General features: G+C 57.5%; 18 protein-coding genes and 1 pseudogene. 9 read left to right on the top strand and 10 right to left on the bottom strand.

Annotated elements, in window-relative coordinates; genetic code table 11:
- Positions 1-58: 58 nt before the first annotated feature.
- Genes SCD_RS01545 through SCD_RS17045 form a run of 5 tightly spaced genes read right to left on the bottom strand, consistent with a single transcriptional unit; the run spans position 59 to position 4,451 of the window.
- Positions 59-709, bottom strand: a complete 651-nt coding sequence (locus SCD_RS01545; RefSeq protein ID WP_009206894.1) for a DUF484 family protein — start codon at positions 707-709, stop codon at positions 59-61.
- Positions 710-728: 19 nt separating this feature from the next.
- On the bottom strand, positions 729-1,559 hold the full coding sequence (gene dapF, locus SCD_RS01540) for a diaminopimelate epimerase (RefSeq protein ID WP_009206895.1): 831 nt from the start codon (positions 1,557-1,559) through the stop codon (positions 729-731).
- Positions 1,550-1,966, bottom strand: a complete 417-nt coding sequence (locus tag SCD_RS01535; RefSeq protein WP_009206896.1) for a CoA-binding protein — start codon at positions 1,964-1,966, stop codon at positions 1,550-1,552. Before SCD_RS01535 ends, dapF begins: the two co-directional genes overlap by 10 nt.
- Positions 1,963-2,622, bottom strand: coding sequence for a class I SAM-dependent methyltransferase (locus SCD_RS01530; protein ID WP_009206897.1), 660 nt, complete (start codon positions 2,620-2,622; stop codon positions 1,963-1,965). The genes SCD_RS01535 and SCD_RS01530 overlap by 4 nt, the downstream gene beginning before the upstream one ends.
- Positions 2,623-2,624: 2 nt before the next feature.
- On the bottom strand, positions 2,625-4,451 hold the full coding sequence (locus SCD_RS17045; protein ID WP_009206898.1) for a lysophospholipid acyltransferase family protein: 1,827 nt from the start codon (positions 4,449-4,451) through the stop codon (positions 2,625-2,627).
- 164 nt (positions 4,452-4,615) lie between these two features.
- Here SCD_RS17045 and metK point away from each other — a divergent pair, with 164 nt between their 5' ends.
- The gene (gene metK, locus SCD_RS01520) at positions 4,616-5,782 is read left to right on the top strand and encodes a methionine adenosyltransferase (RefSeq protein WP_009206899.1); all 1,167 of its coding nucleotides are present in this window, start codon (positions 4,616-4,618) and stop codon (positions 5,780-5,782) included.
- A 207-nt stretch (positions 5,783-5,989) separates the two neighbouring features.
- Here metK and SCD_RS01515 read toward each other — a convergent pair.
- The 3 genes and pseudogenes from SCD_RS01515 to SCD_RS16600 all read right to left on the bottom strand — a co-directional run bounded on the left by SCD_RS01515 (position 5,990) and on the right by SCD_RS16600 (position 8,531).
- Positions 5,990-7,502 (bottom strand): annotated as a pseudogene (locus tag SCD_RS01515) (sodium:solute symporter family protein).
- A gap of 328 nt (positions 7,503-7,830) precedes the next feature.
- The gene (locus SCD_RS01510; RefSeq protein WP_009206902.1) at positions 7,831-8,199 is read right to left on the bottom strand and encodes a hypothetical protein; all 369 of its coding nucleotides are present in this window, start codon (positions 8,197-8,199) and stop codon (positions 7,831-7,833) included.
- A 173-nt stretch (positions 8,200-8,372) separates the two neighbouring features.
- The gene (locus SCD_RS16600) at positions 8,373-8,531 is read right to left on the bottom strand and encodes a hypothetical protein (RefSeq protein WP_162531341.1); all 159 of its coding nucleotides are present in this window, start codon (positions 8,529-8,531) and stop codon (positions 8,373-8,375) included.
- Positions 8,532-8,883: 352 nt separating this feature from the next.
- On the opposite strand from SCD_RS16600, the gene SCD_RS01505 reads away from it, so the two are divergent.
- The 3 genes from SCD_RS01505 to SCD_RS01495 are packed head-to-tail and all read left to right on the top strand — an operon-like array spanning position 8,884 to position 10,781.
- Complete coding sequence (locus tag SCD_RS01505) at positions 8,884-9,183, top strand: cupredoxin domain-containing protein (RefSeq protein ID WP_232504422.1); 300 nt, start codon at positions 8,884-8,886, stop codon at positions 9,181-9,183.
- Positions 9,184-9,201: 18 nt separating this feature from the next.
- Positions 9,202-10,038, top strand: coding sequence for an FTR1 family iron permease (locus SCD_RS01500; RefSeq protein WP_009206904.1), 837 nt, complete (start codon positions 9,202-9,204; stop codon positions 10,036-10,038).
- On the top strand, positions 10,035-10,781 hold the full coding sequence (locus tag SCD_RS01495) for a hypothetical protein (RefSeq protein WP_009206905.1): 747 nt from the start codon (positions 10,035-10,037) through the stop codon (positions 10,779-10,781). Before SCD_RS01500 ends, SCD_RS01495 begins: the two co-directional genes overlap by 4 nt.
- A 132-nt stretch (positions 10,782-10,913) precedes the next feature.
- Here the strand turns inward: SCD_RS01495 and SCD_RS01490 are convergent, their stop codons facing one another.
- Positions 10,914-11,396 carry a C-GCAxxG-C-C family protein gene (locus tag SCD_RS01490; protein ID WP_009206906.1) on the bottom strand — a complete coding sequence of 161 codons (483 nt, stop codon included), beginning with the start codon at positions 11,394-11,396 and terminating at the stop codon, positions 10,914-10,916.
- Positions 11,397-11,406: 10 nt separating this feature from the next.
- Positions 11,407-13,947, bottom strand: a complete 2,541-nt coding sequence (locus tag SCD_RS01485) for a glycogen/starch/alpha-glucan phosphorylase (protein WP_009206907.1) — start codon at positions 13,945-13,947, stop codon at positions 11,407-11,409.
- Between the two features lie 231 nt (positions 13,948-14,178).
- Here SCD_RS01485 and SCD_RS01480 point away from each other — a divergent pair, with 231 nt between their 5' ends.
- The 5 genes from SCD_RS01480 (at position 14,179) to SCD_RS01460 (ending at position 20,844) form a co-directional block, all read left to right on the top strand.
- Positions 14,179-15,249 carry an efflux RND transporter periplasmic adaptor subunit gene (locus SCD_RS01480; RefSeq protein ID WP_021035742.1) on the top strand — a complete coding sequence of 357 codons (1,071 nt, stop codon included), beginning with the start codon at positions 14,179-14,181 and terminating at the stop codon, positions 15,247-15,249.
- Positions 15,250-15,289: 40 nt separating this feature from the next.
- A complete protein-coding gene (locus SCD_RS01475) occupies positions 15,290-18,340 on the top strand; it encodes an efflux RND transporter permease subunit (RefSeq protein WP_009206909.1) in 3,051 nt (1,016 codons plus the stop codon).
- Between the two features lie 846 nt (positions 18,341-19,186).
- Positions 19,187-19,486, top strand: a complete 300-nt coding sequence (locus tag SCD_RS01470; RefSeq protein WP_009206910.1) for a hypothetical protein — start codon at positions 19,187-19,189, stop codon at positions 19,484-19,486.
- 90 nt (positions 19,487-19,576) lie between these two features.
- Positions 19,577-20,431, top strand: coding sequence for a hypothetical protein (locus SCD_RS01465; RefSeq protein WP_009206911.1), 855 nt, complete (start codon positions 19,577-19,579; stop codon positions 20,429-20,431).
- A complete protein-coding gene (locus SCD_RS01460; protein WP_009206912.1) occupies positions 20,428-20,844 on the top strand; it encodes a VOC family protein in 417 nt (138 codons plus the stop codon). The genes SCD_RS01465 and SCD_RS01460 overlap by 4 nt, the downstream gene beginning before the upstream one ends.
- Positions 20,845-20,866: the final 22 nt, after the last annotated feature.

Below are 20,866 nucleotides of genomic sequence, written 5' to 3'. Positions count from 1 at the left end.
CGTGAAACCCGCGACAGTGCGGTTTTGACTTTTCCCCTCACCCCTCACCCTTTACCCCTCACGCCTTAAGATAGCGCAGCAACGCCGCGCTGACCAGTTCGCCCAAACGTTTCAGGTAGAGCGTGCCCATCTCCGGGTAGAAACGCTGCACATCTTCGCTGGCCAAGGCGAGCAGGCCGAAGGACTGCTCCGAGCGCATTGCCACATAGGCGAAGGAGCGTAGGTTAGGCCCGGCCTCGCCGAACCAGGAAGGCGCTTCCTCAAGCAACTGCGGGCCGCATTTCGGCGTAATCAGCTCGTCGGCGAAGGCGCACATTTCGATCGTCGCTCCCATAAACTCCGGCCGTGCCGGCAGATCAGCGCCGGCCCAGATGCGAATCGCCACGTGAGGCACGTCGAAATCCTCGCGCAGGTTGAAATAAGCCGTATTCAGCGCACTGTCCAGATCGCGCGCACCGAGCAGAGACAGGCTGAGGCGGTGCATTTTTTCGCTGATGGCGTCGTTTTCCTCGCCGAACTGGATCAACTCCCGCAGCTTGGTTTCGAGCAGACGGTTCTTGTCGCGCATCGCCAGCTGCTGGCGCTCGGCGATAGATATCGCCCGACCCCCGTGGGGGTGGGGGATAAATACTTCCGCCAGCAGCGCGGAATGTTGTTCGAAAAACTCCGGATTTTCATGTAAATATTGCGCGACCGCTTCCGAATTCATGCTTCTTTTCTCCCCATGTTCATAAATTAATTTCGCCTTCGAATACCGTCACTGCCGGGCCGGTCATCCTGACCGGATGCCCCTCGCCTTCCCAGCGGATGATCAACTCACCGCCCCGGGTTGTCACCCGCACCTCGTCATCCAGCAATCCGCGCATGATCCCCGCCACTACTGCGGCACAGGCGCCAGTGCCGCAAGCCAGAGTTTCGCCGGCGCCGCGCTCGTACACCCGCAACTTGATGCGGCCACGGTCAAGCACCTGCATGAAGCCTGCGTTAACCCGTGCTGGAAAGCTCGGGTGGCTTTCGATCTGCGGCCCCTCCACGGCAACCGCCGCGCCATCCACATCTTCTACCAACTGTACCGCATGAGGGTTACCCATGGACAGCACGCTGACTTCGGCGAGTTTACCTTCCAGGCCAAGTAAATAGGTGAGCGCGCGTTTTTCCGCAATGAACGGGACTTCAGTCAGCTCAAAGCGCGGCACGCCCATGTTTACCGTCACCTGACCGTTTGGCTCGAGTCGAGGTACGATGATGCCAGAAGCCGTTTCCACACGAATTTCGGTTTTCGGGCTCAGTGCTTTGTCGTGCACGAAGCGCACGAAGCAGCGTGCACCGTTGCCGCACTGCTCGACCTCGCCGCCATCGGCATTGAAAATGCGGTAGCGGAAATCCGCGTCGAGCCGGGTAGCGCGTTCCACCAGCAAAATCTGGTCGCAACCGATGCCGAAATGGCGATCGGCGATGAACTGGAACTGAGCCGGGCTCAAATTCACGCTTTGCGAAATCGCGTCGAACACCACGAAATCGTTGCCGAGGCCGTGCATTTTGGTAAATTTCAGGAGCATAAAGCCACGTAATCCTTGTAAATGCAGCGATCCATCACTACCGTCATGCCGGCTGCGCGGGCTCTCTCTGCAGCGGCCTCGTTGACGATGCCTTCCTGGATCCAGATTGCCGGCAATTGTAAGGCAATACAATCATCAACAATAGCGTCCAGATATTCTGCGGCACGAAACACGTCCACCAGATCGATTGACCCCGTGACGTCGCGCAAGGACGCGTAGGCCTTCTGCCCCAGAACCTCGGCAATGGCAGGGCGCACCGGGATGATACTGAAGCCGAAACCCTGCATCGCCTTCGCCACGAAATAACTCGGTCGATCAGGTTTGGGTGATAGCCCGAGCACAGCGATATTTTTGACTTTTTTCAGGAGGGTGCGGATGGACTCATCGTCCGGATTCTGGAAACTCACAAATTTCCCCATATCAACAAATGGCGATCACTCACCGCTTCTACGCGAAACCCGAATAAGCTGGCGTTATACAGCTGAGCCCGCACTTCCTCTGGGCGATAAGCCGCCAGCAATGAATTATGGAAATCCCGGCGCAGCACCGGCGGTGCCTCGCCGGCATAACGCCCGGCAAGCTGACCCGCTTCTGCGAACGAGGCCGGGCGCATCAAATCCATGATCAGCACGGGCGCGCCGGGCTTTGCCGTCTGTTTGACAGTTTCCCACAGCACAGCCGGATCGTCGAGATGATGCAACAGACTATTGCTGATGACCGCATTGAATTGCAGCGCTGCCAGGCTCTCATCCGGTAAATAACTCTGCACCAGCTGCAGGCGTTCAGCCAGGCCAGCCTCGCGCACCGCGGCGTATCCTAGTTGCAGCATGGCAGCGGAGGCATCTACACCCGTCATAATCGCATCGGGGTATGCCTTGCAGAAGCGAATACCGACATCCGCCGGGCCGCACCCCAAGTCAAGCACGCGCCCGGCGACGAAGTCGCGAAAAAGACGGCGGAAATGGGCAACAAATGCATTGTGCGGCTCGGAAAAGTCCGCACTGGCATAGGCCTCGGCCTGCTCCGGGTCATCCATCAATTCGGGTTCGGGAATGCGCTCCATGGCTATGGATATAGCCTTGGCTCGCCGGGCGGACGGCTCTTGAAGCGCTTGTGCAACCAGAAATACTGCTCCGGCATTTCCCTTACTCGCTCCTCGATGAAGGCGTTCATGCGGCGGGTATCGTTTTCAACATCCTCGCCGGGGAAAGACTCCCAGGCAGGATAAAATTTCAGCACATAGCCTGCACCACCGGGAAGCTGGCGGGTAACGCAGGGCACCACCACAGCACCGGTGATTTTCGCCACGCGCGATAGCGCGGTGATGGTGGCGGCAGGCACGCCGAAAAACGGCACAAACACAGCGTCGCGTGCGCCAAAATCCATGTCCGGCAGATAATAGAATGGCAAGCCCTTGCGCATTGCCCGCACTACTGGCTTGAGCCCATCCTGACGCGATGCCATCGGCGAATTGCCGAAGCGGGTGCGGGAGTGCAGCAGCAGAGCGTCGAACAGCGGATTTTTCTGCCGGCTGTACATCGAAACCAGCGGATAGTCCGTAGTCAGCCTGACTCCACCCATGTCCAGTCCGACAAAGTGGGGGGCGAGCCAGATCACCGACTTATCGGCCACCGCCTGCCAGTGTTCCAGCCCCTCGAGATGGACCAGCTTCTGGATGCGCGACTTCGATGACCACCACAGAATGCCACGCTCCAGTACGCTCCGACCGAAGGCGCGAAAATGGCGTCGTACCAGCCGTTCTCTTTCGGTATCGGTCATCTCCGGAAAGCACAGCCGCAGGTTGATGCGCGACACCCGCCGGCGTTCGCTCCCCAGTACGTAGAGCAGAAAACCGAAACCCGCGCCGAAACGGGCAAGCACGCATAGCGGCAGGAAATGCAGCAGCCAGATGAGGAAGATGCCGAGGCGGGACATCATGTTGAAGTGAGGAGAAAGGAGTGAGGCGTGAGGAGTAAAGTCAAAATCTGGAACGGGGGTTGGTTTTTGCTCCTCACGCCTCACTCCTTTCTCCTCACTTGCCTTACCACTCACTCCTCTCGGGGTCTTGTACCGGTTATAGCTCCACAGGTACTGCTCCGGTTTCCGACGCACCAGACTTTCGATCGCCGCGTTAATGAAGCGGGCCGCCTCCACTGGCTCCTCCGGCATCCCCTCGGGCATCGGTTCCAGCCAAAGATCGAACCCTTTGCCATGGGGCAGGCGGAAAGCGGCGGCGAGCACCACGGCCGCATCAGTGGAATGAACCAGGCGACCAACCAGCGTCATGGTGTAGGCGGGACGACCGAAAAAATCGGCCCATACCCCCTCGCCTTGGCCCGGCACCTGATCGGGCAAAATGCCGATTGCCTCACCGCGCCGCAGCGCCTTGAACAGCGCCCGCACCCCACCCAAGTCGGTGGGGGCCAGCGTCACTTGGCCACGAACACGCCCGGCATCGATCAGGGGTTGCAGCCACTTCAGCTTGGGCGGGCGATAGAGTACGGTGATCGGGTGACGGGCAGCGTAATACAAGCTGGTGATCTCGAAACACCCCATATGCGGAGTCAGAAAAATCAGACCCTTGCCGCGCGCAAGGGCCGCCTCGACATGCTCCCAGCCATGGCACTCCTTCAACAGCTGCAATACCTGCTGTTCCGGGCGCAACCAGACGGCAGGCAGTTCCAGCACGCTTTTCCCCGCTTCGGCTATGGCCCGGCGCAACACTTTGCCATATTGGCCCGGCGCACATACCCCACTGGCCGTCAGATTTTCCCGCATCCTCGCGGCATAGCGCCGGGAACCCAGATAGGTCGCCCAACCCGCTACCGCACCCAGAAAGTGCAACAGCCAGAGCGGCAGGTAAGCCAGAACGCGAAGTAAATAGGCCATCATGGGCAAAATTTGACTAGAAGCCTTATAAAAAATAGAATTACTGCGCCGCCGTGTTAAAGACAACTTGCGGGCGGGATATAAATACGGCTAAAGCGTCGTCTGCTTCTTCCCCCAGAGCCGGCTTCGCCAGCGCATTACGGGGAAACACCTATCTAGGAGCAGAAATGTTACACGAACACCTCTTTACTTCCGAATCCGTTTCCGAAGGCCATCCCGACAAAGTCGCCGATCAGATCTCCGATTCCGTCCTCGACGCCATTCTAGCGCATGACCCCAAAGCGCGGGTAGCCTGCGAAACGCTGGTCAGCACCGGGCTGGTCGTTATTTCTGGCGAAATCACCACCCATGCGACCGTCAACTACATCGACGTCGCGCGCGAAGCGATCAAGCGCATCGGCTACAACAGCTCGGAAATCGGCTTCGACTACTACACCTGCGCCGTGCTCACCGCGATCAACCGGCAGTCACCCGACATCGCCCAGGGCGTGAACGAGGGCCAGGGACTGGACATGGATCAGGGCGCCGGCGACCAGGGCCTGATGTTCGGCTACGCCTGCGACGAAACCCCGCAGCTGATGCCGATGCCGATCCATTACGCACATCGCCTGATGCAGCGCCAGGCCGAACTGCGCAAGGACGGCCGCCTGCCCTGGCTGCGCCCCGACGCCAAGTCCCAGGTCACCATCCGCTATGTGGAAGGCAAGCCGGTGCATGTCGATACCGTGGTCATCTCCACCCAGCACCACCCCGACATTTCCCACGCCGAACTGTCTGAAGCGGTGATCGAGGAAATCGTCAAGCCAATCATCCCGGAAAGCATGCGTGCCGGTGACATTCGCTACCTGATCAACCCCACCGGCCGCTTTGTGGTTGGCGGGCCGATGGGCGACTGCGGCCTGACCGGCCGCAAGATCATCGTCGACACCTACGGCGGTGCCGCACACCACGGCGGCGGCGCCTTCTCCGGCAAGGACCCGTCCAAGGTCGATCGTTCCGCTGCCTACGCCGGCCGCTATGTCGCGAAGAACATTGTCGCCGCCGGCCTGGCATCGAAATGCGAAGTGCAAATCGCCTACGCCATCGGTGTCGCCAAGCCAGTCAGCATGATGGTCAACACCTTCGGAACCGGCAAGATCGCCGACGAGAAAATCGTCAAGCTGATCGAAGCCCACTTCGATCTGCGCCCGAAAGGCATCATCCAGTCGCTTGATCTGCTGCGACCGATTTATGCCAAGACCGCCGCTTACGGCCATTTCGGCCGGGAAGAGCCGGAATTCACCTGGGAAGCGACCGACAAGGCAGAAGCGCTTAAGGCTGACGCCGGGTTGTAATTGCTGGTTTGGATCTGGAAGCCCTGCCTTGTGAAAGGCAGGGCTTTTTTATTTGGGAGCGCATAGGCTGTGGACAAGAGCTTCCTACCGCAGCTTGATCTCCGTCCACATCCTTGACAGCACGCGGCGTTTATTGAGGTAAGCCGGGTTGAGGTTCCTGAAATTGGGCAGCAGCGCCATTTCCTAATGCTTCTCCCAACAGGAAAGTCAGCGCTCGTCGCGTGCCGAGGGTTGGCGATACGGATGTTCTACCACATGTTCGGTCTGTGCAGCAGCGTGATGGTGAAGTTCCTCATGGGAGCGGGGCAAAGGCGTTGGCCTGCCGACGAAGTGCGGCAGCAGCGAACCCACCACCATACCCGCAGCGCTCAGTAATAAACCCGCCAGTTGCGGCGGCCAAACGGTATCGGGCTTGAGCCATTCCAGCAGCAGCCATGAAATCAGGCCGAAGGCGATCGCGAATAGCGCCCCCTGAGTGTTTGCACGTTTCCAGTATAGTCCGGCGACGAGCGGAATGAAGGCCGCCACCAGCGTTACCTTATAAGCATTTTCCACCATGCTGAAGATACTGGCTTTGGAATTCAGGGCGAACAGGGTCACGATGACGGCAAAGCACACCACCACGACGCGGATAAGCAGCAGGAAGCGGCGATCGCTCATTTCCTTGAACATCCCTTTCAGCACGTTCTCGGCAAAGGTCACCGAGGGTGCCAGCAAGGTGCCGCTGGCCGTACTCATGATGGCGGACAGCAGCGCGCCGAAAAACATCACCTGAGCGAAGAGCGGGGTGTGGTTGAGAATCAGGCTGGGCAGAACCTGCTGTGGATCGCTGTCGAGCAGCTTGCTTACCATGGCCGGATCGACCAGGGTCGCCGAGTAGGCGAGGAACATGGGAATGAAAGCGAACAGGAAATACAGGCTGCCTCCGGCCACCGCACCGCGCACGGCGGTGTCTTCGGTGCGTGCGGACATCACGCGCTGGAACACGTCCTGCTGGGGAATGGAGCCGAACATCATGGTCACCCAGGCGGCAATGAAGGCCAGAACGGCGGGTGTTGAGTTTGGGCCAGAACTCGAATTTTCCGGCCTCGGCGGCATGTTTCACCACCGCGCCCACGCCGCCCGTCAGGCCGCTGACGACGTAGCCGATGTAAAGCATGCCGAGGACGATCAGGATCATCTGGAAAAAATCGGTGAAGGCGACCGACCACATGCCGCCGAATAAGGTGTAGACCAGCACGATGGCCGCGCCGATGAGCATACCTTCGGCGGGGGAGATAGAACCCTGGCTCAAAAAGGAGAATACCAGCCCGAGCGCGGTAATCTGGGCAGAAACCCATCCCAGGTAGGAAACCACGATGCACAGGCTGGTAATGACCTCCACTGAACGGTTGTAGCGCGCCCGGTAGTAGTCGCCGATGGTGAGCAGATTCATGCGGTAGAGCTTGCGGGCGAAGAACAGGCCCACCAGGATCAAACACATGCTGGACCCGAATGGGTCCGACACGACTCCGCCGAGGCCTTCCTGGAGAAAGGTGGCCGAGATGCCGAGTACCGTTTCGGAGCCGAACCAGGTGGCAAACACCGTTGCCGTAACGATGTAAAGCGGCAGACTGCGGCCTGCGACGGCGTAATCCCTGGTGTTGTGGACGCGCGTGGCGGCGTAGAGGCCGATACCGATGGAGAGCAGTAGGTAGATGACGACGAACCAGATCAACATGATCGAATGCCAGCCGGTAGGTTAAGTTGGAAAATTATAGCAAAAAGACTAAAAAAATCGGCTGGTTTTCAGGCTTGTCCACGCATGCAACGCAAGATCAAGTCTGAAACCGTGGGGATCATGTGTAATCCACGGATCATCGTGCTATCGTGCTTGTCCGTCAGAAAGATGAAGACCAACAGGTATTGGTCAGAGGAATCTCTGAATGAGTTTTTCTATAGCTTCAAGCGTTTGACATAACCGGTGCAAGCGGCTTTATCACTTGCACCCGTGCTGATGGAATGGGTCAGGCGACGACGTGCAATTGCGCAGCATGCGTGTAAGCTGCTTACTTGTCGGGCGGTGATGATGCGGGAGGCGCTGATGCGGGAGGCGCTGATGCGGGCGGCGAACCACCTACCTTTTTGGCAACGGTATGAGCAGCGTTGCCGGTTGCCTCTGCACCACGCTCGACGCCGCTCGCTGCCGCCTTCACGCCACGTTCAATACCGTGGGCAGCCGCTTTCGCACCGCGCTTAACTCCGCTTTCAGCAGCCTTTGCACCGCGCTCAATAGCTTTCTCCACCTTGACGATCACACCGGGTGTGGACCCGGTGGACGACTCGGTTGTTTCATTGGCGTCGGCCCAGGCCCCGGCGGTGCTCAACAGCATGAGCGTTGCGATGTAAAGTGGTATTTTGTGAAGAATCAATTTCATGGCAGGCAAGCCTTCGGTTCCAAGGTGAAATTATTTGTTCGATGTCCAACTTGATAATACAGGGACCCACCGGTCAGTACTATTGATAATAATGAAACGCGCTGATTTACATCAGCCGAGCACTTGTCAGATCAGCCTGAATTTCCGAAGACAAACCTCGCTCTAACTTCCCTTTACAGTATTTCAATCACCCATTTCGTGACCGTACCGGTCGTATGGGCGCATTGTTTGCCGCTGGCATCGTCGACAATGCCCACCGTTTCCTGCACGGTGGCGAGCACGCATTTGTGGGCAACAGCCGTAATCCAGCTCGTATTGTTGCGCCTTCTCATAGGCCTGTTCGGCCAGCGCACGTTTTTCTTCCGGGGGTCATATTAAGCCTCTCATTTCACCGGCCAGTTGGCACTTGCGACAGGTGCCAACTGGCGCCTTCCCTGCGTATGCATGTCGGATGACTTCAAGCGCCGCGCTTCGGAACTAAATCTTAAGTTCATACCATTCACAGAAATTCGTATTCCGAACCATAGCGCTCAAAATTCATTGCAATTGATAACTATTATCATATAGAATAGGAATCATTATCAATTGCAATGAATTAACCCCTCTTTAAAAGGATCTGTTATGAACCCAGTTAAATTTGCATTCAACTCCACCAGAAAGCCATTCCTTATTTCTATGTGCGTAATGACGACCATTTTCTCCACTGCCGCAGTGGCCGGAGATAACGTTTACTCACTGGTGATCAAGGATCATCGTTTTCAGCCATCAGAGTTGACCGTTCCTGCCGGGAAAAAAATCAAGCTATCGGTCGAGAATCAAGATCCCACTGCCGAGGAGTTCGAGAGTCACGACCTTAACCGTGAAAAAGTCATTGCCGGCAATTCGACTGCAACAATTTTTGTGGGGCCACTTGCACCCGGTCGTTACCGGTTTTTTGGGGAATTCAATGAGAAAACGGCTCAAGGCGTCATCGTCGCCCAGTAGCGTATTAGGAGAACTTTAATGTTTGCAACCGCGGTTATTGTTTTTCGTGAAGTACTGGAGGCCGCACTTATTATCGGCATCATTGCAGCGGCGACACGCTCGGTGGCGGGTCGGACTCGCTGGCTGCTTGCCGGATTGCTCGTCGGTCTAGCGGGGTCCGCCCTGGTTGCGGCATCCACTGATGCCATTGCAGCCATGGCCGATGGCATTGGCCAGGAACTTTTCAATGCGCTGGTACTGGGAGTCGCAGTGCTCATGCTGGCTTGGCACAACATTTGGATGTCATCTCATGGCAAGGCGATGGCCGCTGAAGCAACCAAGGTCGGTCAGGCCATTCGCGACGGCCAGCAAGAACGTTCGATTCTGCTCGTTGTGGTTGGCTTGGCGGTACTGCGAGAAGGTTCTGAAACGGTTCTCTTTCTTTATGGCATCTCGGCAGCGGAAGGTTCAGGCGCATCCTCGATCGTGCTGGGTGGTCTTATGGGTGTCCTGGCTGGCACCAGCATCGGTTATGCAGTCTATGCCGGTCTGCTGCGCGTGCCGTTGCGCTGGTTTTTTGCTGCAACCGGCATGCTGGTATTGCTGCTGGCCGCCGGCATGGCCTCGCAAGCAGCTCACTTCCTGATCCAGGCCGATCTGCTGACCAGTCTGACCGCACCTCTTTGGGATACATCTGCGTTGCTGCCCATGAACTCCATACCCGGCATGCTGCTCCACGGCCTGGTTGGATACGATCCAAGACCATCAGGCATGCAACTGGTTTTCTACATTATTACCCTGGCTGCTATTGCAATGGGCATGAAGCTGGCTAGCCGTTCACTTTCGCCAATCGCTCAAAAAGGAAAAGTTTCGTGAAGAAAAGTTTACTCGCGCTCTCTGTCGGTACCTTGTTATGTGGCACGGCCATCGCGGGCCCCGCCGATTATGTTTACCTGCCCACCGTGGAACATGGTGAAAAGGAGTTGGATTTCAAATTTGGATCATCCAGGGATCCTTCCGGTACTACCCAGCAAGTAGCCAGTCTGGGCTTCGGTTATGGCGCCACCGAGAACTGGTTCACGGAGCTATACCTGAAAACAGAGAAAGAAGGCTCAGTCGACAGATTAAATATCCTGGAATGGGAAAACAAGTTCCAACTGACAGAGACCGGAAAATATCCCTTGGAAATCGGCTTGATTACAGAACTGGAGTTCCCGATCAATAAAGGAGGGTCAGCCAACGAAATCAAGTTCGGCCCCTTGTTCCAGACCGAGTTTGGAAAATTGCAGTTGAACGGTAATCTGCTGTTCGAACGCGCATTCGGTGGTGTTGCCGAACCGGATGACGAGCCTCGTAAAACCGTGTTCCAGTACCAGTGGCAAGCAAAATATCGCTGGAAAAAGGAGCTAGAGTTTGGCCTGCAAGGTTTTGGCGAAACGGGCGAATGGAACCACTGGGCACCGCATAATGCGCAGCAGCATAAAATTGGCCCGGCCATTTTCGGCAAGATCGCCCTCAGTGGGCACCAGGCACTCAAGTACAACGCGGCCTGGTTAATCGGCACGACTGACGCGACGCCGAACAATACTTTCAGAATGCAGGCAGAATATGAATTCTAACCTCAATATTGCACCTCTGCAGAGGGCTGCAATCCGGCCACCGCAATCCGCTTGGGGGGGCTCCCTCTCTGACAGAAACTTGCCAAACCAAGCCGAATACGACAGATCAAACTTCGTAAGCTCCAGCATTGTCTACAGCATTTCAATCACCCATTTCGTGACCGTACCAGTTGCATGGGCGCATTGTTTGCCGCGGGCATCGTCGAATGCCTTGTACTCTTCGGCATTCCACATATCGTAAGTACGGCCGGTAAATTGTTGCTGGAGTTCCGCGCAGGTTACCCCGCCAAACTCCGCGCGGAAGCGCTCGACCAGTTCCTTGTTTTTCTTGAAATTGTTGATACAGCGACCCTTGTCGAGCTTGTCCCGGTCGCGACCGAATTTGGCGCTGAGCGCCATCAGTCCACCGGTCAATGCGCCACAGGTTCCTTGCGCCATCAGTCCGCCCCCACCGGAAAGTCCATGGCTGGCCTTGATGGTGCTGTCGTCTATTATCCCGACGGTTTCCTGCACGGTGGCGAGCACGCATTGTGGGCAACAGCCGTAATCCAGCTCGTATTGTTGCGCTTTTTCATAGGCCTGTTCGGCCAGCGCACGTTTTTCTTCCGGGGTCATATTGGGCCTCTCATTTCACCGGCCAAGCCGGTACTTGCGACAGGTGCCAGATGTCGCGGTTATAGTCCAGGATGGTACGGTCGCTGGAGAACTTGCCGCTGGCGGCGGTATTGAGGATGCTCATGCGCGTCCAGTTTTCCTGATCGCGGTAGGCGCGTGCCACCTGCTGCTGCGCATCGATGTAACCGCGGAAGTCCGCTGCTGTCAGCCACGGGTCGTGAGGGCTGGTCACAGCGTGAATGATGGGGTCGAAGATGCCCGGCTCGAACAGGTTGAAATGGCCGCTTTCCAGCAATTGCATCACACGGCGCAGGTCTTCGTCGGCAGCGATAATTGCGGCGGGATTGTAATTTGGTCTGGTGGCGTCCACCTCTTCGGCAGTGAGGCCGAACAGGAAGAAGTTTTCCTCGCCTGCTTCCTCGCGGATTTCTATATTGGCGCCATCCAGCGTGCCGATGGTGAGCGCCCCGTTCATCATGAACTTCATATTGCCGGTGCCGGAGGCTTCCTTGCCGGCGGTGGAAATCTGTTCCGACAAGTCGGTGCCTGGGCAGATCACCTCCATCGCCGACACCCGGTAATCAGGGAAGAAAGCCAGTTTCAGCAAGCCCTGCGCGGCAGGATCTTCGTTGATCACTTTTGCCACCGAGTTCACCAGCTTGATAATGCACTTGGCGATCATGTAGCCGGGGGCGGCCTTGCCGCCGATCAGCACGCAGCGCGGCGTCCAGTCTGCCGTGTCACCACGCTTGATGCGGTCGTAGAGGTGAATCACGTGCAGCACGTTGAGCAACTGCCGCTTGTATTCGTGGATGCGTTTCACCTGTACATCGAACAGTGCCTCCGTATCGAAGGCGATGCTGCAGTCGCGCTGCACCATCTCTGCCAGACGTGCCTTGTTAGCCTGCTTGACAGCACGCCACTCGGCGCGAAATTTCGCCTTGTCGGCGTGGGGCGCAAGCTTACGCAACCGGGTCAGGTCGGTAACCCAGCCGTCGCCGATGGTACGGGTAATCAGGTCGTTCAGGCCGGGGTTGCTCCAGGCCATCCAGCGGCGCGGGGTGACGCCATTGGTCTTGTTGTTGAACTTGCTCGGCCACATTTCGTAGAAATCATGGAATAGATGTAGCTGCAGCAGGTGCGAGTGCAATTCGGCCACACCATTGACCGATGCGCTCGATACTACGGCCAGATAGGCCATGCGTATCTGAGCTTCGTCCCCTTCCTCGATAATCGACATGCGCCGCTGTCGGGCGGTATCTCCCGGCCAGCGTTGCGCCACATCAGCCAGGAAGCGGGCGTTGATTTCGTGAATGATGTCGAGCAGGCGCGGCAGCAATCGGCCGAACATACTCACCGGCCAGCGTTCCAGCGCTTCCGGCAGCAGGGTATGGTTGGTGTAGGCGACGGTGCGGCTAGTGATGGCCCAGGCCTGATCCCAGTCCAGAAAATGTTTGTCCATCAGCAGCCGCATCAGTTCCGGCACCGCACAGGTAGGGTGGGTGTCGTTGAGCTGGAAACAGTTCTTTTCGGCAAAATTTTCAAAATTGCTGCCATGGATGTTGACCCAGTTGCGCAGCACATCCTGCAAGCTCGCGGACGCCAGGAAGTACTGCTGGCGTAAGCGCAGCTCCTTGCCGTTTTCGCTGGCGTCGTTGGGATAGAGCACCATGGTGATGTTTTCGGCGCCGTTCTTCGCTGCCACCGCTTCGGTGTAGCTGCCGGCATTGAATTCGGACAGGTCGAATTCGTCGGTAGCCGCCGCCGACCACAGGCGCAATGTATTGACAGTGCCGTTGCGGTAGCCGGGGATGGGAACGTCGTAGGGCACCGCCACCACGTCCTGGGAATCCGTCCAGCGGGCGTACAGGCGGCCGTCTCGATGATAGTATCTGGTGCAGCCGCCAAATTTGACCCGGACGGTATGCTCGGGACGCTCTATTTCCCAGGGATTGCCATCGCGAAGCCAGTGGTCAGGCTCTTCCATCTGGCGACCGTTGTCGATTTTCTGGCGAAACATGCCGTACTCGTAGCGGATGCCGTAACCCACTACCGGCAATTGCAGTGTCGCACAGCTGTCCAGGAAACAGGCCGCGAGGCGGCCCAGGCCTCCGTTCCCCAAACCCGCATCGTGCTCCTGGTCGGCGATTTCCTCCAGCATCAGGCCCAGGTTCCTGAGCGCCTCCTCGGTCGGCTTGTCCACATCGAGGTTCAGCATGGCATTGCCCAAGGCGCGGCCCATCAGGAATTCCAGCGACAGGTAATAGGTACGCTTGCAGTTTTGTTCTTCGTAGGCGTACTGGGTGTTCTTCCAGCGTTCCACCAGGCGGTCGCGCAACGACATCGAAAGTGAAGTGTAAACCTGGTAGGCCGCCAGACACATCTTGTCCTGCCCCAGTGTATGGCTGAAGTAGCGGATGAAATCGTTGACGATACTGTTGGCGTCCATGCCCAAGGCAGGCAGATCGGCAATGCCCGGTACAGGCTTGCTGATGATTAGCGGTACGGTATGAATGATAGTTTCTCCCTGGCGGGTAATGGGTTGTCGCAACGAATGCGGGAAAGAAGCAGATTGTTCCGGTCTGCGTTCAGCGCACAATAATTCGTGTGACTCAGGCGAAGAGGTTTATATGGTATTTTACTAATATTCATCAATTGGATACAACCTAATTGCGGTTAATTTATCAAAAACGGATAAATATCTTCCTGGGTTAGTCCGGGACAAGATGGCGGAATGTGCTGCACAGCGGTATTCTTCGGGATGTCGCGGAGGGAACCTATAGTGAATCGGAACGCAACTGCTCTTATATTTCTTTTTCTGGGTGCGCTGATTTTTGGCTGTGCCAAGCAGGAGCCGCCCGCGGAGGGCGTCCGGTCGGCTCGTGCAGTAAAGGTGGCGCTGGGCGTGCAATCGCATCAGGCCAATTATTCCGGCGAGGTGCGCGCGCGCTTTGAAACCGCGCTGGCATTTCGCGTCGGCGGCAAGATCGCCAAACGTCACGTCGAGGTGGGCAGCCTGGTAAAGGCAGGCCAGGTACTGGCCGAACTCGACCCTCAGGATCTCCGGCTGACCGAAGCGGCAAGCCGCGCCCAGCTGGCCGCCGCGCAAGCGGATTTCGAACTGACTGAGCGCGACCTGAAGCGTTACACCGATCTGCTGGAAAAGAAATTCATCAGCCTCGCCGATTACGAGCGCCGCAAGAATCTGTTCGACACTGCCAAAGCTCGGTTTTCCCAGGTCAAGGCGCAGCATGAGGTTAGCGCCAATCAGGCGGGTTATGGCCAGTTGCGTGCGGATCACGATGGCGTGATCGTGAGCATCGAAGCCGAAGCCGGGCAGGTGGTGGCGATGGGTCAGCCGGTAATGCGCCTGGCTCGGCCAGAGGAAAAAGAGGTGGTCGTCAGCGTACCGGAAAATCGCCTGGCCGAGCTGCGCGCCGCGCAAAATATCCGCATCAGCCTGTGGGCCGAGCCGGGCAAAATGTATCGCGGCAAGGTGCGAGAAATATCACCTGCCGCCGATCCGGTGACACGCACCTATACGGCCAAGGTAACCGTGCTGGATGCCGCGCCGGTCATGCAGCTCGGCATGACCGCCAATGTCCTGCTGGGGGGCGACTCGGCGATGCCGGCGGCGGAGTTACCGCTAACTGCGCTGTATCAGCAGAGCGGTGGGCCGGCCGTCTGGCTGGTCGAACCGGCCAGCGGCAAGGTGCGACTTATCCCGGTCACCGTGGGGGAATACCGGGAGACAACCTTTACCGTTCTGTCCGGCCTGAAGGATGGCGACAGCGTGGTCAGTGCCGGCGTGCACAAGCTGGTGCCGGGCCAGCAGGTGCGGCTGATTCAGTGATGAAAACACCACAAACCGCAGCAGTGGTGAGATTTCAAACATGAGCCGCTTCAATCTTTCCGAATGGTCGCTCAAACACCAGTCGCTGGTGCTGTACCTGCTCATCGTTTTGATGATCGCGGGTTTCTTTGCTTACACCAAGCTGGGGCGTGCGGAAGACCCCGACTTCACATTCAAGATCATGGTGATGCGGGTCTATTGGCCCGGAGCCACGGCGCACGAAGTTGAGCAGCAGGTCACCGACAGGCTGGAAAAGAAGTTGCAGGAAGTGCCCTGGCTCGACTTCGTGCGCAGCTACTCCAAGCCGGGCGAGGCGCTGATTTTCGTCATCCTGCGTGATTACACGCCGCCCAAGCAGGTGCCGGAGGTGTGGTATCAGGTGCGCAAAAAGATCGGCGACATCCGGGACAACCTGCCGAAAGGCGTGCGCGGGCCCTATTTCAACGATGAATTCGGCGACACCTACGGCAATATTTACGCTTTCACCGCCGACGGCTTTACCCATGCAGAGCTGCGCGACTACGTCGAGCAGGCGCGCCAGGATGTCCTGAGCGTCCCCGGCGTGGGCAAGGCGGAGTTACTGGGCGTGCAGCCGGAAAAAGTCTACATCGAGGTCTCCCACAAAAAACTCGCCAGCCTGGGTATCGACCCGATGCTGATCGCCGCCACCCTGGAAAAACAGAACACCCTGAGTCCGGCCGGCAGCATCGAAACCGACAGCGACCGCATCAACCTGCGCGTGTCAGGCGATTTCGAATCGGTAGAAAGCATCCGCGACATCGGCCTGCGCGCCAATGGCCGCCTGCTCCGGCTCGGCGATATCGCCCGGGTTTACCGCGGCTATGCTGACCCACCGTCACCGAAAGTGCGCTTCATGGGCCAGGAGGCCATCGCGCTGGGGGTATCGATGGAAAAAGGCGGCAACGTAATGGATTTGGGCGCAGGTCTGGATAGCGCCCTCACGCGCATCCAGGCGCGTCTGCCGGTGGGCATCGAGGTACATCGGGTATCCGACCAGCCGGGCGTGGTCAAGCGCTCCATCAACGAATTCATGAAGTCGCTGCTGGAGGCGGTGGCAATCGTTCTGGCCGTGAGCTTTCTCAGCCTGGGGTTCCGCACTGGCTTGGTGGTGGCGCTCACCATCCCGCTTACGCTGGCAATTACCTTCCTGCTGATGAAAGCTTTCGGAATCAACCTGCAGCGGATTTCGCTGGGTGCGCTGATCATCGCGCTGGGCCTGATGGTGGATGATGCCATCATCGCCGTAGAAATGATGGCGGTGAAGATGGAACAAGGCTGGGAAAGAACCAAGGCAGCCTCCTTCACCTACACATCGACCGCATTCCCGATGCTGACCGGCACCCTGATTACCGCTGCCGGTTTTCTGCCGGTGGGCTTCGCCAAGTCGGCGGCGGGCGAATACACCTTTTCGATTTTCGCCGTGGTGGGGATTGCCCTGATCGTGTCCTGGATCGTAGCGGTGGTGTTCACGCCCTATCTCGGCTACAAACTGCTGCCGGATTACAAGGCGCACCCCACGCATGGCCACGATGTTTATCAGAAGCCTTTCTACGTGCGCTTCCGCAAGCTGGTAAGCTGGTGCGTGGATCGTCGCAAGACGGTGATCGTCGCTACGCTGGCAATTTTCGTCCTGGCCCTTTTCGGCTTCCGTTTCGTCGAACAGCAGTTCTTCCCTTCGTCGAATCGGCCTGAATTGCTGGTCGATCTGTGGCTGCCGGAGGGCGCCTCGCTCAAGGCCACCGAAGAGGAAGTAAAAAAACTGGAGAAGCACCTTGCCGGCGACAAAAATATCGTCAACTTCGTCAGCTATGTCGGCAACGGCTCGCCACGCTTCTACCTGCCGCTGGACCAGCAGATGGCCCATGCTAACTTCGCCCAGTTCGTGGTGATGACCCAGGACAAGGATGTACGCGAAGTGGTACGGACCCGGTTGCTCCAGTTGTTTCAGACCGATTTCCAGTCGCTGCGCGGGCGCGTCAGCCGACTGGAGAATGGCCCGCCGGTCGGCTTCCCGGTTCAGTTCCGCGTGCTTGGTCCCGATCCTGCCGTACTGCGCACGATCAGCGCCGAAGTCGCGACAGTGATGCGCACCAACCCGCACGCCAAGGACGTGCATGCGGACTGGAACGAGATGGTCAAGGTGGTGAAGCTCGACGTCGACCAGGACAAAGCGCGCGCCCTGGGCATCAGCTCACAGGAACTCTCCAACTTCCTCAATTCGATCCTGTCCGGCTACAGCGTGACCTACTATCGCGAACGCGACCAGCTGATCGAAGTACTGGCGCGGGCGGAGGCTGTCGAACGCCTCAATCCTGCGGCCCTCAAGGACATCAACATCTACACCCATGATGGGCGGCATGTACCACTGGCCCAGATTGCCCATATCAGCTACGAGTTCGAGGAAGGCATCATCTGGCGGCGCGACCGCGTACGAGTAATTTCTGTACGCGCCGACGTGGTCGGCAACGCCCAGGCGCCTGCCGTGACCAAGGAAATCGAACCGAAACTGGCATCTATCCGCAGCAAACTGCCGCCGGGATATAGCCTGGAAACCGGCGGCACCGTGGAGGAAAGCGGCAAGGCTGAAGCATCGATCAAGGCAGTAGTGCCGATGATGCTGTTGACCGTAATGACCCTGCTGATGATCCAGCTGAAGAGCTTCCGCCGCATGATTCTGGTGCTGCTCACCGCCCCCCTGGGCCTGATCGGCGTGGCGCTGGCACTGCTGGTATTTCAGCTGCCCTTCGGCTTCGTCGCCAACCTGGGCTTCATTGCCCTGGGCGGTATGATCATGCGTAATTCGGTGATTCTGGTGGACCAGATCGATCAGGATATTCATGCCGGGCACCCGCCCCGTGAGGCGATCATCGAGTCGGCGGTGCGCCGCTTCCGACCCATCATGCTGACTGCGGCGGCGGCGATCCTGGCCATGATCCCGCTCACCTTCAGCACCTTCTGGGGGCCGATGGCCGCGGCCATTATGGGCGGATTGTTTGTCGCCACGATGCTGACACTGCTGTTTGTGCCGGCGTTGTATGCGGTTTGGTTTAAGGTGCAGCGGGTAAGCTAGGCTGAGTTAGTTGGTTTTGTGCGCTTCGCGGATGATTTAAGTGCCGGGGGTAGCCCGGCGGGCTAGTTCCTTTCTTTAAACGGCCAAAGTAAGGAACCAAAGAAAGCCGCCCCTCTCCACCGCCCCTGCGGGGTTCCCTGCGTTGCTCACCAAGCCGGGTTGCTGCGGAACTCGCGCTTTGCGCTCAGACAGTCCTCGCAAAAATCCCCCGGCTCGCCTGCGCTACTCGGCGGCGGCCCAAGGGGACCAAAAAACAAAACAACACAAAACCGCCCTCCCCGACGGGGAGGGCACCCAAAATACGGGCTTCGCCCACAAAACCCAAATCCCCTTCTGCGCCGCTTCGGTTTGACGGTCAAATTGGGATGAAGGCGAGCACTGTTCGAGCTCCGCGGTGGGGTGCGGGGTGTGCACCCCGCTAGGGCGAGTTGCGCAGCCGCCCAATTTGGCCGTCAAACCGAAGGTAGCCCGCAGGGCCGGCGCGGCAGGGTGTCTTTTTGTTTGGTTACTTGTATTTTGGACAAGCAAAATAAAGTAACCTGCTGCCGGGCAGCCCCCGGCATCTAAGCATCTGCGCGAAGCGCACCTTATGCAGCACCCATTTTCCCCGGATTCCGTTTCACTCCATCCAAGCTACCCGCCCCCTCTCATTCGGATGGTGCTTGCCAAAATACAAGATTAAGCGCTTAATTCCATCGGCATAGGCAGATTCGGTGCGAATGCTTTAGTGCTCCGACCGAATCTTCCCCCTCACCTGATCCAATAAGCGCGGCAGAGCAGACAAGACGGTAGCATCTGTCATTTTTAGGATGCCCACTCGTTAGCAGTCATTACATAGGAGCATCTATGCCAACTCGCTTATTACTGATTGGGTTTTCAATTGTGGCCTTACTGGCAGGCTGCGAGCAGGAATCCAACTTGGAAGCGCCAAGGAAGTTCTTTAACAAAAACAAAATTGGCGGTTCTGCTGATTACGCGGTGATCAAGTGGAACAACCCGGATGATCACGTTGCCACAGTTCACGGATTCATGGATGACATGAAAAGTTGTTTGATTATTGCTGAAGCACTTAACAAGGATGCGTGCAATGAAACAGGCGGCCAGGGTTGTCTCAATCCATTCTCATGCCAGCCACTCAACAAGTGACCGTTAACCCTGCGCTCAAGCGGGACGGCGCAAAAGCGCGCCGTCCCTTAGCTCCGTGTTGGGCCTCACAACAGTCGCACCGATGACCACATGACATCAATTCTCTTCGGGCTTGGCGTTGCAATCGTTGCAGTTGCCGCAGCCATCGCTGCGTCCTCAGCAGCTTGGGTGTTTTGGGACGCCTGGAAGGCTACTGACCTTGAAGCCTTCCGCGCTCTTGTAGGAGCCTTCGCTGGCGCTTTTTTCGCGTATTTGTTTGTCCGCTTCGGTGACGCAATGAAGAAGGGGTACGACCGGAAAGAAAAGAACCATACATCCCTGGTCCGTCTCCAACACTATTTCAATGATTGCCTGAACACCACAAGTGACAATCTCTACATAGCAATCGATTGCATCGGTGTATTCACCGACACTCGATTGACTTCCGGCAATCATCCAATCTATATGAACGTCTTCCACCAGTACCAGATCGATACGGAGCTAATGATCGGATTGACGAATCTCGATCTCATTAACGAGATGGCTTCGTTGAATGCAGATCTCAAGAAAATGAACGAATCGTTGGCCACCATAGATCGGGCGTACGGTCAGATTCGTGATGCCTTTATCTCAAAGACCATCTCCGAGAGTGACTACTTGGAAAACGCGCGGCGAACTCGTGATCGATGTGTTCAAGTTAGGCCGTTCCTTACTCAAGCGCATGACGATCTTGTTCGCCTATTTGCAGTCGCCAACCTTCTCATGAAGAACCCGCCGTTCTTTGTCCGGGTAACGCAGGCTCTGGTTCGTACAAAGTACCCGAAGGGATTCGAGGCGCTACTTGAGCGTGAGACAACCAAGGTTAAGGCAGGCATGGAGGCTATTGCTAAGGCAAGCGAACAACGTATTCGCGAAGCCGAAGCCAGTGCAGCCCAACCCATCATTCCACCGGACGCTGCGCGATGAAGCCACGCATCAGCATGATCACCCTCGGGGTTCGAGATCTCGCAGCAGCGGTTAAATTCTACGAGACCGGACTGGGCTTCCCGCGCATGGAGTCGCCGCCCGAGGTCGCGTTCTTCACACTTAATGGCAGCTGGCTGGGTTTGTATTCTCGTAACGCCCTGGCCGAAGACGCTACTGTTCCGCCTGAAGGAAATGGGTTCGAAGGGTTCACGCTTTCCCACAATGTTTCTTCGAAAGAAGAAGTGGAAAAAGTCATGGGCCAGGCGCTTGTGGCTGGAGCAACGCTCGTCAAGGCTGCACAGAAGGTCTTTTGGGGCGGGTACTCCGGCTATTTCAAAGACCCGGATGGTCACCTTTGGGAAATTGCACACAACCCTCTCTTCTGGGTAGGCCCCCGCGACGATGACGCATAACCAGCCCGCGCAGGGCGCTTAC

The organism is Sulfuricella denitrificans skB26, from assembly GCF_000297055.2.
Taxonomy (GTDB): Bacteria; Pseudomonadota; Gammaproteobacteria; order Burkholderiales; family Sulfuricellaceae; genus Sulfuricella; species Sulfuricella denitrificans.
This window is presented reverse-complemented; position numbering and strand designations above follow the sequence as displayed.